The sequence below is a fragment of the Paenarthrobacter sp. FR1 genome, assembly GCF_051106045.1.
GTDB lineage: Bacteria > Actinomycetota > Actinomycetes > Actinomycetales > Micrococcaceae > Arthrobacter > Arthrobacter nitroguajacolicus_A.
On record NZ_JBPFSF010000002.1, the window covers coordinates 267,146 to 281,266 of the forward strand.

14 protein-coding genes are annotated in these 14,121 nt (G+C 60.7%); 3 read left to right on the forward strand and 11 right to left on the reverse strand.

Annotation, left to right across the window (positions count from 1 at the left end; all coding sequences use genetic code 11):
- Complete coding sequence (locus ACR30Z_RS05930) at positions 1 to 729, forward strand: ABC transporter ATP-binding protein (protein WP_144647724.1); 729 nt, start codon at positions 1 to 3, stop codon at positions 727 to 729.
- On the forward strand, positions 726 to 1,907 hold the full coding sequence (locus ACR30Z_RS05935) for an ABC transporter permease (RefSeq protein WP_144647723.1): 1,182 nt from the start codon (positions 726 to 728) through the stop codon (positions 1,905 to 1,907). Before ACR30Z_RS05930 ends, ACR30Z_RS05935 begins: the two co-directional genes overlap by 4 nt.
- On the opposite strand, the gene ACR30Z_RS05940 is transcribed toward ACR30Z_RS05935, so the two are convergent.
- From ACR30Z_RS05940 to ACR30Z_RS05965, 6 genes are all read right to left on the reverse strand, one after another.
- Positions 1,885 to 2,577 carry an ABC transporter ATP-binding protein gene (locus ACR30Z_RS05940; protein ID WP_434371555.1) on the reverse strand — a complete coding sequence of 231 codons (693 nt, stop codon included), beginning with the start codon at positions 2,575 to 2,577 and terminating at the stop codon, positions 1,885 to 1,887. The genes ACR30Z_RS05935 and ACR30Z_RS05940 overlap by 23 nt on opposite strands.
- Before the next feature lie 2 nt (positions 2,578 to 2,579).
- The gene (locus tag ACR30Z_RS05945) at positions 2,580 to 4,025 is read right to left on the reverse strand and encodes an ABC transporter permease (RefSeq protein ID WP_434371556.1); all 1,446 of its coding nucleotides are present in this window, start codon (positions 4,023 to 4,025) and stop codon (positions 2,580 to 2,582) included.
- 282 nt (positions 4,026 to 4,307) lie between these two features.
- On the reverse strand, positions 4,308 to 5,405 hold the full coding sequence (locus ACR30Z_RS05950) for a substrate-binding domain-containing protein (RefSeq protein WP_144647717.1): 1,098 nt from the start codon (positions 5,403 to 5,405) through the stop codon (positions 4,308 to 4,310).
- 54 nt (positions 5,406 to 5,459) lie between these two features.
- On the reverse strand, positions 5,460 to 6,728 hold the full coding sequence (gene mmsB / locus ACR30Z_RS05955; protein ID WP_144647715.1) for a multiple monosaccharide ABC transporter permease: 1,269 nt from the start codon (positions 6,726 to 6,728) through the stop codon (positions 5,460 to 5,462).
- Positions 6,729 to 6,772: 44 nt separating this feature from the next.
- Positions 6,773 to 8,329 (reverse strand): multiple monosaccharide ABC transporter ATP-binding protein, encoded by a 1,557-nt coding sequence (gene mmsA / locus ACR30Z_RS05960; protein ID WP_144647713.1) that lies wholly within the window; start codon positions 8,327 to 8,329, stop codon positions 6,773 to 6,775.
- 129 nt (positions 8,330 to 8,458) lie between these two features.
- Positions 8,459 to 9,649, reverse strand: coding sequence for an ROK family transcriptional regulator (locus ACR30Z_RS05965; RefSeq protein WP_144647711.1), 1,191 nt, complete (start codon positions 9,647 to 9,649; stop codon positions 8,459 to 8,461).
- A gap of 306 nt (positions 9,650 to 9,955) precedes the next feature.
- On the opposite strand from ACR30Z_RS05965, the gene ACR30Z_RS05970 reads away from it, so the two are divergent.
- A complete protein-coding gene (locus tag ACR30Z_RS05970; protein WP_144647709.1) occupies positions 9,956 to 10,756 on the forward strand; it encodes a carbon-nitrogen hydrolase family protein in 801 nt (266 codons plus the stop codon).
- Here ACR30Z_RS05970 and ACR30Z_RS05975 read toward each other — a convergent pair.
- The 5 genes from ACR30Z_RS05975 to ACR30Z_RS05995 all read right to left on the reverse strand — a co-directional run bounded on the left by ACR30Z_RS05975 (position 10,753) and on the right by ACR30Z_RS05995 (position 14,032).
- Positions 10,753 to 11,280: a hypothetical protein gene (locus ACR30Z_RS05975; RefSeq protein ID WP_144647706.1), complete on the reverse strand. Its 528-nt coding sequence runs from the start codon at positions 11,278 to 11,280 to the stop codon at positions 10,753 to 10,755. The genes ACR30Z_RS05970 and ACR30Z_RS05975 overlap by 4 nt on opposite strands.
- 2 nt (positions 11,281 to 11,282) lie before the next feature.
- Positions 11,283 to 11,594: a hypothetical protein gene (locus ACR30Z_RS05980; protein ID WP_144647704.1), complete on the reverse strand. Its 312-nt coding sequence runs from the start codon at positions 11,592 to 11,594 to the stop codon at positions 11,283 to 11,285.
- On the reverse strand, positions 11,578 to 12,891 hold the full coding sequence (locus ACR30Z_RS05985; protein WP_434371557.1) for a hypothetical protein: 1,314 nt from the start codon (positions 12,889 to 12,891) through the stop codon (positions 11,578 to 11,580). The genes ACR30Z_RS05980 and ACR30Z_RS05985 overlap by 17 nt, the downstream gene beginning before the upstream one ends.
- Before the next feature lie 114 nt (positions 12,892 to 13,005).
- The gene (locus ACR30Z_RS05990) at positions 13,006 to 13,722 is read right to left on the reverse strand and encodes an ATP-binding cassette domain-containing protein (protein WP_434371558.1); all 717 of its coding nucleotides are present in this window, start codon (positions 13,720 to 13,722) and stop codon (positions 13,006 to 13,008) included.
- 70 nt (positions 13,723 to 13,792) lie between these two features.
- Positions 13,793 to 14,032: a hypothetical protein gene (locus ACR30Z_RS05995; protein WP_434371560.1), complete on the reverse strand. Its 240-nt coding sequence runs from the start codon at positions 14,030 to 14,032 to the stop codon at positions 13,793 to 13,795.
- Positions 14,033 to 14,121 lie beyond the last annotated feature (89 nt).

Here is a 14,121-nt window from a genome sequence, read left to right on the forward strand (position 1 = left end):
ATGCAGCAATCTTCCAAGGAAACCCTCGTCAGCCTGCGGTCAGTCACCCGGTCTGTCACGCTGCCGGACGAGCAACAGCTGCATATCCTCCGTGGCATCGACCTTGAGGTCTACAGCGGGGACCATACAGCCATCGTGGGCCGCTCCGGTTGCGGTAAATCCACGCTGCTCAACCTGCTCGGCCTGCTGGATGTCCCAACGTCGGGTGAGCTCGAGTTCCTGGGCCAACCGGCGGACCGGCTGGGCAACAATGCCCGTGCACGCCTACGCGGTTCCACCGTGGGCTTCGTCTTTCAGCAGTTCAACCTGTTGCCCGGCCGCAGTGCGCTGGACAACGTGATCACTCCGCTCTTCTACGCCAAGGGCAAAGAGTTCTGGCGTCGCCGTGAGATTGCCATGGACATGCTGGACCGCGTGGGGCTGGCCGCCCGGGCCAGCACCATGCCCAACATGTTGTCCGGTGGTGAGCAGCAGCGCGTGGCCATCGCCCGGGCTTTGGTCCGCAAGCCCAGGCTTATTCTGGCCGACGAGCCCACCGGTGCACTTGACGTCGAAACCGGCCAGTCCGTGATGGCACTGCTGGACACCGTTGCGACGGAGACCGCTGCAGCCCTGGTCACCATTACGCACGACACCAACGTGGCCGCCCTGGCAAGATCCTGTTACCGGCTGGACTCCGGAGTCCTGACCGCATTGTCGGTACCGCAAGCAGCAGGAGTCAGGGCATGACCGGTTTGGTCTCCACCCTCGTCGAAGCGTGGCAGGAACTCCGCATCAACAAGGTACGCATCCTGTTGGCCCTACTTGGTGTGGCCTTGTCCGTCGCCGCTCTAACCTCCGTGGTGGGCGTCGGGAATTTGGCCCGCGAGGGCTACAAAGTGCAGTCTGAACGAAACGGCGGCCGCGTGGCAACGTTGTCGTTGAGCGTCAACGGACCAACCACGCCGGACCCGGCCAAACTCGAGAAGGCGTACCAGGGGATCCAGCAGCGCTACGGTATCACCACCTCCACCCACGTCGGTCAGACGCAAGCCGGCTTTCAGTTTCCCCGTGGTGTGACCGCCGTCAGCATGACCATCGTGGACGTTGGCTACGGCATCATCCATCGCGTGCCACTTCAGCAGGGAAGTTGGTTCGCCGCCGATGACGGTCACAGGCTCGCACCCGCCGTCGTGGTTTCCGAGGCCTTCTACAACCAAGCCGGCAGGCCGAACCTCACCACCCATCCAACCGTGAGAATCCCCGGTGACCAGCCGGCCACGGCGGTGATTATCGGCGTCGTCCCTGATGCCTACCCGGACACGCCGCCGTCCGCGTTCATCCTCAGCGAGGGTGCGGCAATGACGGGGATGGAAGCGCAAATGTCCCAGTTCAAGATGTGGGTGGGCGAGGAGCAGGCCGACGCACTCAAAGCAGCGATCACCGCCGACCTCCAAGGCCAGTTCCCCGGCTACTACGCCCAAGCCGACCGCATGGACTACGCGGCCTGGGGCGATCCCTTGGCTCCCGTGCAGTTGGTGGTGGGCGGCGTAGCCGGGTTGGTCCTGTTGCTCGGCGCCGTGGGAATGCTGAACATCTCCATGGTCACCGTGCGCTACAGGGTCCGGGAGATCGGCATCCGTCGCAGCTTCGGAGCAACCTCGGGCCGGATCTTTGTTGGCGTCATGATGGAATCCGTGGTGGCCACCGCAGTAGCCGGCGTGGCCGGTGTCATGCTGGCGGTCGCGGTGGTGAAGCATCCATGGATCGAGTCGAAAGTAGCGCCAGGCCTCACCGAGTACCCTGCCTTCCCCATCGATGCCGCCCTGATGGGATTCGGTGCCGCCGTCCTGGTGGGCGCACTCGCTGGAGCCATTCCGGCGCTCGTGGCGGTGCGCGTCAAGGTCATTGACGCGATCCGGTTCTGACCTCCTCCGTGAGCCTGCCTTGCTGAAGGCGGAAGCAGCGTTCGGTTTTCCGGGCCAGGCTGCGGTCGTGCGTGACCACCAGGATGGTGGTGTTGTGGTCTCGGCTCAGGGAACTCAGCAGTTCGATGATGTGCTCGCCGGTCTGCTCATCCAGGTTTCCGGTGGGCTCATCGGCGAGGATCAACTTGGGCTCGTTGGCCAGCGCCCGGGCAATCGCCACACGCTGCTGCTCTCCACCGGACAACCGGTTGGTCCGCCGTGACTGCTTCTCCGGATCCAGCTGAACCTGCTCCAACAGCTCCTTGGCCCGCTTCAACCTGGCCGCCTTGCGGACACCGGCGAACTCCATGGGCAGCATCACGTTGTCCACGGCGCTGAGGTTGGGGATCAGGTTGAACTGTTGGAACACGAAGCCGATGTCCCGGCGACGGTACTCGGTCAGCTTGCCATCCGGCAGTCCCGCCAGGCTGACGCCATCCACGACGACGTCTCCCGAAGTGGGTTTGTCCAGCGCACCCAAGAGGGACAACAGCGTGCTTTTGCCGCTGCCGCTCTTGCCGACGATGGACGCCAGCGAACCCTTTTCGAGTTCGAAACTCACGCCGTTGACGGGTTTGATGGTCCGGTCACCGGACTTGAACTGACGGACCAGGTCCTTGACTTCAATCACGGCTATTCTCCTCGGAGTACTTCGATGGGACGGATGCGGGCAGTCAGCAACGCAGGGACAAGCGCGCCGATGATGGCCACCGCGAACACCGCGGCGATACCTGCGGCGAGGACGCCGGGGGAGACGCTCGCCGTGACGGAGGTGAGTAGCTGGGAAGCGCCACCGAACGGACCACCTTGGCCGCCGCCGGGCATGCCACCGCCGGGGACTGCGCCGTTCGGCATGGCCCCTGCGAGCCCCCCACCGCGCTGGGTGGTGGGGGCCGCCGTCGTGCTTGTATTTGAACTGATGAGAGCGGAAGCGATGCCGCCGCTGGCCAATGAAGCGATCACCGCACCCCCTACGCTGCCCAGGGCCACCAGAACCAACGACTCGAGTACGAACTGCAGTCCGATGGTCCGGTTCCGGGCGCCGATGGCCTTCAGGACGCCGATTTCGCGACGGCGCTCGCGGACCAGCATCACCATGATGAGCAGGATGATGATTCCGGCCGTGGCGAGGGCGGCGATGAACGCGATCATGGAAATGTTCTTGACGCTGTCGAGGGAGCTGACCGCGGTTTCGAGGTTGCGCTGGCCCTGCGTGACATCGGCCTTGTCCGTGCCAAGCGCCTCCTGGACGGCGGTCTTGGTGCTGTCCACGTTCTCCATGCTGTTGACCGTGACAATCATGGTGGAAAGTTCATCGGGGGTTTCGGCCAGTGCCTGGGCCTCGGGAAGGGTGACGTAGACGGCGTTGTTGCCGAACGTGGTGCCGGCGTCGAAGATTCCCGTGACGGTAAACGTCTTGTCCTGAATGGTGAAGGTGGAGCCGACCGTCAGGTTGTTCTTCTCTGCCAGCGAGGTACCTACCAAGGCCTTCGCTTCAGAGGTTGTGTAGTCGCCCAAACCGGTGCCGCTGGTAATCTCCAAGGCCTTGCCGGTGCTGTCCACCTCGGCGCCAATGCCCGTCGCGGTGATCGGGAGCGTGCGTGCGGGTTGGGCTCCGGTGGTGCCGCTCGCGTTGTTGCGGTTGCCCAGCGTACCGGCGTCCACGGCAGCAGTCAGGTTGGTACTGACCGTCGCCTGCTGGCCTCCCGGACCGAAACCGCCGCCAGGGCCCTGCTGGGTGCTGCCGGTTGTTGAATCCGTGGTCCCCGTGGTTGCCGTCTGGAGACGGAGCGCCTTGGTGCCCACCACGGAGGTCACGTTGGCGACCGACGCCGCAGTCTCAGCTTCCGCCGTCGTGAGTGGTTCGCCGCCGCCTTCGAATCCCTGGCCGCCAGCCGGGTTCACCGTCAGCGTGGTTCCCACGGAGGCATTGAGCTCCTGGACTTTGGCACCTACGGCCTGGTTGGCCACCAGCATTGCCAAGGCCAGGCCGATGGCTACGGCCAGCACGGCCACGACCGCCGCCGTTCTGATGTTGTTGCGGAAGGCATTGCCTACGCTTCGGGCAAGGACGCTCACGTTTCTCCTTTGGACCTGCAAGATTGTGTGCCCACAGGACGTGGGTTGCAGATCCAAGACTGCGCAGTGCTGCTGTGCGGCACACCAGCCAAAGCTATGCGTGGGCTGTGAAAGCCTGAGATCACGAATTCTGCTGGATCATTCACTTTCGCTGTTATCCGGAACCCCGAATTCCGGAGTTCTGGCCCGCACCGGGGCTCGATGATCCAGCAGAACCGGAGCAAGCGAAAGCCCCGGCCCGCAAGATGCGGACCGGGGCTTGCTGTATTGCTGGGTGATCAGTTACTTGGTGATCGGGCCAAGTACCGGATCGTCAACGTAAGCCGTCTTGACGTTCTCCAGGGTCACGATCTGCGGGGGCAGGAGGTAAGCCGGGACGGTCTTGACGCCGTTGTTGTAGGAGTCCTTGTCGTTGATCTCCAGTTCCTTGCCGGCCTGGAGGTCCTTCACCATGGTGATGGCGTGCTCAACGAGCTTGCGGGTGTCCTTGTTGATGGTGGAGTACTGCTCGCCGGCGATGATCGACTTCACGGACTCAACTTCGGAGTCCTGGCCGGTCACGACGGGGAGCGGCTTTCCGGCGGCCTTGACGGACGTCAGCACTGCACGGGCCAGGGTGTCGTTCGGGGAGAGGACGCCGTCCAGGGAAGCGGTGCCGTAGCTGCCGGTGAGCAGCGTGTCAGCGCGACGCTGGGCGTTTTCTGCCTTCCAACCCTGGGTAACAGCCTGCTCGAACGAAGTCTGGCCGGAGACAACCTTGAGGGTGCCGTCGTCGATCTTCGGCTTCAGGACGCTCATGGCGCCGTCGAAGAAGACCTTCGCGTTGGCATCATCCGGGGAACCGGCGAAAAGTTCGATGTTGTACGGGCCGGAGGCCTTCTTGGCCTTCATGCCGTCCAGCAGTGCCTGGCCCTGCAGCTCACCAACCTTGAAGTTGTCGTACGCCACGTAGTAGTCCACGTTCTCGGTGTTGAGGAGCAGACGGTCGTAGGCGATGACGGTGGCGCCGGAGTCCTTGGCCTGCTGGAGCTGTGTGCCGAGCTGCGCACCGTCGATGGCACCGACGATGATGACCTTGGCGCCCTTGGTGACCATGGCGCTGATCTGGTTCTGCTGCTCGGAAACGCCGCCGTTAGCGAACTGTACGTCGGCCTTGAAGCCGGCGCCCGTGAGGCCGTCGTTGAACAGCTTCTCCGCCAGGACCCAGTTTTCACTGGTCTTCTGCGGAAGTGCGACGCCGATCAGCGAGTCCTTGGGGAACGCTTCCCCGCCTGCTGTGCTGCTGCTTGAGCCGCTGTCAGTGCGGCCGCAGGCTGTCAGCGCCAGTGCCGCGATGGCAGCGACTGCTGCTGCCTTTCCTGCTTTACCAAACATTCGCATATCTTGGTTCACTTTCTGTGTGGGTGGGGTGGAGCGAGTCTGTCAGGAAGCGGATTACGCTTCCTTGGAGATGACCTCTTTGGTGGAGGTGGTTTCGTCGGGCTTGATTTCGTTGTTGCGCTGGAAGTTCTTCATCAGCAAGCCCGTGATGGACCGCTTGCCCTGGGACTTGTTGTAGACATCGAAGGCAACGGCTGCCAGGAGCACCAGGCCCTTGATGATCTGGGTGAGGTCGGCGCCTACGCCCAGGAGCTGGAGGCCGTTGTTCAGGACAGCCATGACCAAGCCACCAACGATCGAGCCGATCACGGTACCGACGCCACCGGTAACGGCAGCGCCACCAATGAAGACGGCTGCAATGGCATCCAGTTCCCAACCGACACCATCGAACGGACCCGAAGCAGTGGAACGGCCCACGAAGATCATGCCTGCCAGGCCAGCCAGGACGGACATGTTCATCATGACCAGGAAGTTGACCTTCTTGGACTGCACGCCAGACAGCTCAGCAGCGTGGCGGTTGCCACCCACGGCGTAGACATGGCGGCCGAGGACGGTCTTGTCGGCGATGAAACCGTAGATGAGGACCAGCACGGCCAGGATCAGGCCTGGGATGGGGAAGGAAGTACCGGGGCGGCCGGTGGCGAACAGGTATGTGGCGTAGAGGATGGCGCCGCAGATCAGGACCAGTTTGGTGACCTCTACCCACAGCTCGGGGACGTCGGCGCCCAGTGCCTTGTTGGTGGCGCGGGCGCGCAGGGACATGATGATCACGAAAGCCACAGCGATCAGGCCGAGCAGCAGGGTGAGGTTGTTGAAGCCCGTGTCCGGTCCGATTTCCGGCAGGTAGCCGGAGCCCAGGAACTGGAACTCCTTGGGGACGGGGATGGTGTTGGACTTGCCGACGAACTGGTTGAAGCCGCGGAACAAGAGCATGCCGGCCAAGGTCACGATGAAGGCGGGTATGCCCACATAGGCCACCCAGAATCCTTGCCAGGCGCCGATCACTGCCCCCAGGACCAGGCCGAAGAGGACACCTGCCCACCACGGGAAACCCCAGTCCCGCATGGCCAGCGCCACGAAGACGCCCACGAAGGCGGCGACGGAACCTACGGAAAGGTCGATGTGCCCGGCGATGATGACCAGAACCATGCCGATGGCCAGGATCAGGATGTAGGAGTTGCCGTTGAACAGGTTGATCACGTTGCCGGGGGTGAGGGTGCGGCCCTCGGTGAAGATCTGGAAGAAGACGATAAGTGCCACCAGGGCGAAGATCATGCCGAACTGGCGGGTATTGCCACCAAATAGCTTCTTGAGCGCGTTCATTGTTTTGGTCCTTGTGTCAGGAAGGGGCGAGGCTGGGCCAATGGTCAGGCGGTTTTGCGGGCGGAAGTCATGAGCTTCATGAGGCTTTCCTGGCTTGCTTCGTTCTTGTCCAGGACGCCGGTGATGGCGCCTTCAAAGATGGTGTAAATACGGTCGGACAGGCCCAGGAGCTCCGGGAGTTCCGAGGAAATGACAATCACTCCCTTGCCCTGGTTTGCGAGCCTCTGGATGATGCCGTAGATCTCGTACTTGGCACCAACGTCGATTCCGCGGGTGGGTTCGTCCAGGATCAGGAGGTCGGGATCGGTGAACATCCATTTGGCCAGCACTACTTTTTGCTGGTTGCCGCCGGAGAGCTTGGCTACGCCTTCCTCCACCGACGGGGTCTTGGTCCGCAGCGACTTCCGGTACTCCTCGGCAACGGAGAATTCCTTGCGGGTATCCACCACCGAGTAGTTGCTGATTTTGTTCAGCGCCGCAGAAACAGTGGTGGTCTTGATGTCATCCAGCAGGTTCAATCCCAAAGACTTACGGTCCTCGGTGACGTAGCCCAGGCCGGCGTCGATCGCAGCCTTGACGGACCTGAGGTTGACCTGCTTGCCGTCCTTGTAGACCTGGCCCTTGATGAAGCGACCGTAGGAGTGTCCGAACAACGAACGCGCCAGTTCCGTACGGCCTGCGCCCATCAACCCGGCGAACCCCACGATTTCACCGCGGCGTACGTAGAAGTTGGAGCCTTTGCAGATCAGGCGGTCCTGGATCTGCGGGTGGCCCACTGTCCAGTCCTTGACCTCGAAAAACACTTCGCCGATCTTTGGTTCGTGGTCCGGGAAGCGGGACTCGAGCGTGCGGCCAACCATGCCCTTGATGATGCGGTCCTCGTCCACGCCGTCACGCTTGACGTTCAGCGTCTCGATCGACTTGCCATCACGGATGATGGTGATCTCGTCGGCAATCTGTTCGATCTCGTTGAGCTTGTGGGAAATGATGATCGAGGTGATGCCCTTGCCTTTGAGGCCCAGGATCAGGTCCAGCAGGTGCTGGGAGTCGGACTCGTTCAAGGCCGCAGTTGGCTCGTCCAGGATCAGCAGGCGTACGGACTTGTTCAGCGCCTTGGCGATTTCCACCAGCTGCTGCTTGCCGACGCCGATTTCCTTGATGGGGGTATCGGGATCCTCCCGCAGGCCAACACGGGCCAGGAGTTCCAGGGAACGCTTGCGGGCTTCAGCCCAGTCAATGACTCCCCACTTGGTGGGTTCGTTGCCCAGGAAGATGTTCTCCATGATGGACAGTTCCGGGATCAAGGCCAGTTCCTGGTGGATGATCACGATGCCGGCCGCTTCGCTTGCGCGGATGTCCTTGAATTGCTGCGTTTCGGCTTGGTACACAATGTCGCCCGTGTAGCTGCCATACCCGTAAACGCCGGACAGGACCTTCATAAGCGTCGATTTACCAGCGCCGTTCTCACCACAGATGGCGTGGATTTCGCCGGCCATCACGCGCAGGCTCACATTCGACAAGGCCTTCACGCCTGGGAATTCCTTCGTGATCGAGCGCATCTCCAAGAGGATGGGATCACCTTGCGTGTCGAGGGATGTCATCAGCCCTTACGCCTCCAATGCATGACTTCGTTGTCGGCCCCGCAATGGCGAGGCTGTCTGATGAAAAAGTAAACTGGATCACCTATCTTGTCGTCAAGACTTGAACACAAGATCCAGCTAACGATTTCGTTACCTACCGGTAATACCGGCGTGTTGGAACACCAGGGCGGCCGCTCCAAGGGCCTCTGCGCGTGCTCCCAAGGAGGACATTGCGAGGTGCGTTGTCTCGCCTACCACGGGCACTGCATGCCGTACCAGGCCTCTGCGGATGGGATCCAGCAGGAGGTCGCCAAGCCCTGCCAGGGGACCACCAACCACGATCACTTCCGGGTTGATCAGGTTGGAGACATTTCCCAGTGCGCGGCCCACCGCCAGTCCGGCGTCGTCCACCACGCGCTGGGTGGCGGAGTCGCCTGCAAGGCAGTTCCGGACGATGTCCTGGGGCGTCAGCAGCGTCTCCTGGCCGCGTCCCAACAACTCGATCATGGTGGTGGTGGACGCTATCGTTTCGAGGCAACCCCTGTTCCCGCAGCGGCAAACGAGTCCGTGTTCATGAATGGTCGCGTGGCCGATTTCGCCCGTGATTCCCACGTTGCCGTAGTAAGGAAAGCCATTAAGGATCAGGCCGGCGCCGATGCCCGAACCGATCTTGAGGAACATCAGGTTGGAGACTCCACTGTGCGGTCCCCACGTCACTTCGGACAAGGCCCCCAGATTGGCGTCGTTGTCTACGAAGACGGGGCAGTTGAGGGCTTCTTCCAGCCGATGGAGGATGTCGATTCCCACCCACTCCGGCAGGATGGCGCCTTGCGCCACGGTGCCGGTTCTGCGGTCGATGGGGCCGGGGATGCCCGCTCCGGCACCCACGACGGCGGTGCGGTCGATGCCGTTCTCCTGGAGCAGCTTTTCCAGCAGCCGAACGGCGGCGGCGATCCCTTCTTCGGCGTGATGGCCCAGCGGCAACTCGATGTAATCCTCGGCAATCACGTGATAGCCCAGCGAAGCGAGGACCACCCGCAGGTGGCGACGTCCGAAGTCGATTCCGACGGCGACCGCACCGTTGCTGTTCAGCCTCACGTTGGTAGCCCGGCGGCCGGAGCTGGTGGTGGGTTCCGTGGACACCAGGCCGGCGTCCTGCATGATCTTCACGATGTTGGAGATCGTGGCAGTGGAAAGCCCGGTCTGCCGGGAGAGCTCAGCCTGGGTGGACGGCCCGCTGAGCAAGCACTCGATGATGCGTTGCTGATTCAGGTGGCGGAGCGCTGACTGCGAGCCGGGTTTTCTGGGGTGGCTCTTCGTTGAGCGCTGCGTAGCGGGCATGACAAGAAGATTGCCCCACAATCGACGTTGTAGTCAAGAAGTGAACACAACGAGTCAACCTTGCCAGAGATAATCCAACGCAAGGACACTCTCTAAGTACCCCCTGTGAGGCCCGCTATGCGCCCTAAGATCCCGGGTTGGCGCGCAGAGTGGGCCCCGCAACGGGAGGTGCCCGTGCATTGTGTCCTGCTTTTGGGGTGCTCGGGTCCAATTGCCTCATCTTTACGGCACCACCCGCGCCTAGGCTTGAACCAAGAAGATTTCCCATGCCCGCCGACGGCAGGGATCAGGTGAAACAAGGTGGTAATGATGCTGCTCGCAATCCTGCAGGCGAACGCCTCCGTCATGGACGTGGACGCCAACCTGCGCACAATCGAGGACGCAGCCCAGCGTGCTTCCAGCGCCGGAGCTGCTCTGCTCCTCACGCCCGAGCTGTTCACGGTTGGCTACGCGCCGCTGCGCCTGCATGCCGAACTGGATCCGGCCACCCTCCCGGATATCCGCGAACGATTGGCCGACATCGCCCGCAGGCACGGCATCGGCCTGGTGTACAGCCTTCCTGCGGTTGCCAGCGACCAGAACGCCTGGCACATCACGGCTACTCTGGTGGACGCGTCCGGCGCCGAGATCCTCAACTACGCCAAGGTTCACCTCTTTGGCCCGGAGGAGCACAAGGCGTTCGTCGGCGCTCAAGAACCTCCCGCCGTCGTGGACTTCAAGGGAATCCGTACGTCGATGCTGATCTGCTACGACGTCGAGTTCCCTGAAGCTGTCCGTGCGGCCGCCACGCGCGGTGCCGAACTCCTCCTGGTGCCAACAGCCCTTTCCGCGGGGTTCGACAACGTACCTCAGGTGCTCATCCGGGCCCGCGCCCTGGAGAGCCAGCTCAACGTTGCGTACGCAAACCACTCGGGCCACGAGGATGTCTACACCTTCCTGGGCGGCAGCGTGGTTGCCGGACCGGACGGATCGTTGCTCGCAGCAGCGGGGGAGGGAGCTGCGTTGTTGTTCGCCGAAGTCGGGACGGAGACAGTACGGGCAGCACGCAAAGAAGTGCCGTACCTGCAGGAGCGCAGGCCGGAACTTTACCGGGAGTGGGCGAACTAAGAGTCCACCTGAAGCAGTTGTACTTGCCCCCGCCACGTTATGAGACCCTTGACCAGGCTTCTGCCGTCGCCGAACAGCGGCAACAAGAATAGGGAGTGCAGGAAGAACCACCAGTGAAATGCGTACTCAGGCAATGCCAAAGCAAGCGGTAGCCCTGAAACACAGGCCGCCAAAGGGCCAGCCAGGGCGATAAGTGCCGCCTGCCAGCCCACGAGGCTTCCCATCGGAATCACGGAGAAACGAAGCAGTGTGCTCGCAAAGACGACGTGGGTAATTCCTGGGGCCAACTTGAGGCCGAGGACGTGGGACGCCTCGTGAATGACGAAGCCGATCAGCAGGCAGGATGCATGGATCAGCAGCCAGAGAGCAGGCGGCAGGATCGCGGGAACGCCCGCGACGGCGCAGGCTACGCAGACAGCGAAGCCGGCAGCCAGCGCAGCAGCAGGAACCCGGACGGACCCCAGCAGGCTTCTGATGGCCAGCGTCATACTGACATCGCCTATGGGAACAGGGTTGAGCTTCACCGCTACTGTGTTTGCAGAAGTTGCTTTTTGCGGAGCTTGAGTTTTTCAAGCATCACAGTGACCGCCAGGCAGAACAAGAAACCTATGCCGAAGATGATCGCAATGGGTGTGCCGTCAGCAACCCCAATCTCCATGGCCGTGGCACCGCTGGGCTGCTCGTGGGCCTCGAAGAAGATGGCGCCGAAAAGCCCAAACTTTCTGACACCCGCGTCCATTGTGGAAAACATGGCCATAATGAAGCCTGCGACCACCATGGCCATGGTGATCACAAATGACACGGAAAATGCGATAACAATTCTAAGAAGCCACTTCATGGCGTCGAATCCTTTCCATCCTCTGCATGCCAAGGATGCTGTATGTCACAACCAATATGTTGAGAAATGAATAAACTACTGCACTCATCGCGGGCTCGAGGTTGAATACATTGAGGCCGAGCGCAATAGTCAAAATCACGATGATAGCCAGCACTGCGCCAACCAGGACGGTAAACGGGTTTCCCTTCTCGGGTGGGAACGCAATGCCTATCAGGGTGGAGATGAGAATATTGCTGAGGCAGAATCCTGCCACGGGCAAGCATGCAGAAATTTCAATCCCTTGAGCAAGGCTTCCTGCGACGACCGGGACCGCGATTGTCACCCAGAGGATTACTTGCGAGCCAACAATGCTCAGGTAGTGCGTCCATGCGCTGACGTGCAACGTTGAGATGCGTCGCAATGGTTCAGAATTTACGTATGCGTACACGCCCTGAAATGTAATCAGCGCTAAAACGTAGGGCGGCAGAACAATGTGCTGCATCCACGCAAAAAGTGAGAATGCAAAGACGAAGATGACGGCAACAAGAGTCTCGAAGCTGCGGAACAAGACCAGCGTGTAGGCCCCGAGCCTCCATCTTGCAATCTTGGAAGGAAGCAGGATGATGAAGCGGCGAAGGGGGACGTAGGCTCGGGGAGCGGCTGCCACGATGCCTGCAACGATTGCCATGGATGCCGCGACAAAGACCAGAAATGCGAACCACAGACCGACGTTCTTGTCGAGCATGGAGTACACCAACAGCGGTGAACGGTAGTCACGCCCATCGATGAAGCTCTCGGCAATCACGGCTGTCTGCTCATTTGTGTAGGGAAAAAGAGCTGAAAGACCCAAAGCCAGGACCATCGGCACCAGTAGTCCTCGGAGCCGTGCCAACCTCATCATGAAGAGGCCGCGTTCCAAAAGATAGTAGGCCAGGCTGAGTAGGAGATAGACAGACGCCACGGGAAGCCAAATGGACACCAAAATCTTCGTGATGAAAGCCGGTCCCTCAAGAAGAACGGTCGATATCGAGAATGCACCGAAAACGAAAACAGTCATCACCGCCACCACCGACGCTTCGAACAAGGCGAAAGCCAGCGTTCGTTCCTTGTTGGTGGCAGGAAGGTTGAAGGTCAATTTTAGAAGCTCGTCCGCCTTCATGAACAGGACCCGAATCAGCGTGTAGGCAATGAGAACCCAAAATCCCACCGAAATGTTGGCGATAGCAAGGATGGGTTCGAACAAATCAGTTCCGCCCAGATACTGGCGCATCACCGTGTAGCTGAGCACATTGAACCCCGCAAATCCGATGATCACCACCAGAGTTCCAGCGATTCGCATCGTTCTCGAGGCCAGAAGCCCCCGTCCCAGGACTCTTCGGAGAATGAATGTCCAAAAGAGCCGAAACAACAGGACAATACTCTCGAGCCGCATCTACTCGACTCCCACGGATTGGATGTACTCAGACGCAAGAACCGAGAGATTGCCGTAGTCTTTGTTGACTGACCCTAGGTCTCCTTGGAACACCAGGACACCCTGGATGAGGACAGCAACATCATCGGCTACGTTCTCGAGGACGCCGAAGTCATGGCTGCACAAGAGTACAGAACGCCCATCTTTGGCGAGACTTCGAACATCCTTTTCGAAGATTTTCACTGATTCGATGTCCACTCCGTTGAGTGTCTCATCTATAACAGTCAGGCGACGTTCCAGCATGAATGCGGCAATGAGCTGGAGTTTCTTCCGCATTCCGTGAGAGTAGTCCTCTATGAGGTCGCGGTGACGGCCGCCCATGGAGTAACGGTCAAAGTGACCAACAAGGACCTGCATGTCGAGAGGCTCAGCGTAGAGGCCGTGCATGAATCGGATGTATTCCTCGCCGGTAAGGAACTCCGGCAGGTAGTCATTGCTGGATAGGTAGATTGACGACATTTTGGCGCTTCGGGTGGAGTTTTTTTGTCCGTCGATACGGATGGTGCCACCCTGCGTTTGCAGAAGGTCGAGGATGACCTTTATGAGTGTTGATTTGCCGGATCCGTTGGGACCGATAAGTCCCATGATGGTGTTCTCGGAAATGCTGAGTGAGACGTCATACAGGACTGGCTTCTGAAAGCTGTACGCATAATCGACGTGGTCGACAGTTAGTGGCATTGGGCTTCGGCTCCATGCTCTGGCTGTGGTGGCATCCCGCGGAAATGCCACCACAGCGGTTATCCGATGACTAGACGCACTCGACCCACACGGAAACGCCCCACTGGCTCCAACTCCAGTTGCCGACGAATCGTCCACGGCCGGACGTCAGGCACCAGATGGCCATGGCGCCCAGAATCGCGAATGCGAGGACCATAAGAACAGCGAGCAGGACGAGGAACCAACCGTCGTAACGGATGACCATATCGTCGATTTTGCTCCTGATTGCCGCCATGGTGCTGGTGGCCTGTACTGCTGTTGTAGCGAGCATAATTCCCCCTCGGAATGATGATCTGTACGGCGCCGATGACTTTCGGCACCCACGAGGAGGCTAGGTACCTTGAGCAGCCACCTAGTTGC

Coding starts and splice junctions, on each gene's coding strand:
- ACR30Z_RS05980 (WP_144647704.1), bottom strand. CDS start 11,594: ATGAAGTGGCTTCTTAGAATTGTTATCGCATTTTCCGTGTCATTTGTG.
- ACR30Z_RS05970 (WP_144647709.1), top strand. CDS start 9,956: ATGATGCTGCTCGCAATCCTGCAGGCGAACGCCTCCGTCATGGACGTG.
- ACR30Z_RS05950 (WP_144647717.1), bottom strand. CDS start 5,405: ATGCGAATGTTTGGTAAAGCAGGAAAGGCAGCAGCAGTCGCTGCCATC.
- ACR30Z_RS05965 (WP_144647711.1), bottom strand. CDS start 9,649: ATGCCCGCTACGCAGCGCTCAACGAAGAGCCACCCCAGAAAACCCGGC.
- ACR30Z_RS05935 (WP_144647723.1), top strand. CDS start 726: ATGACCGGTTTGGTCTCCACCCTCGTCGAAGCGTGGCAGGAACTCCGC.
- mmsA (WP_144647713.1), bottom strand. CDS start 8,329: ATGACATCCCTCGACACGCAAGGTGATCCCATCCTCTTGGAGATGCGC.
- mmsB (WP_144647715.1), bottom strand. CDS start 6,728: ATGAACGCGCTCAAGAAGCTATTTGGTGGCAATACCCGCCAGTTCGGC.
- ACR30Z_RS05995 (WP_434371560.1), bottom strand. CDS start 14,032: ATGCTCGCTACAACAGCAGTACAGGCCACCAGCACCATGGCGGCAATC.
- ACR30Z_RS05990 (WP_434371558.1), bottom strand. CDS start 13,722: ATGCCACTAACTGTCGACCACGTCGATTATGCGTACAGCTTTCAGAAG.
- ACR30Z_RS05930 (WP_144647724.1), top strand. CDS start 1: ATGCAGCAATCTTCCAAGGAAACCCTCGTCAGCCTGCGGTCAGTCACC.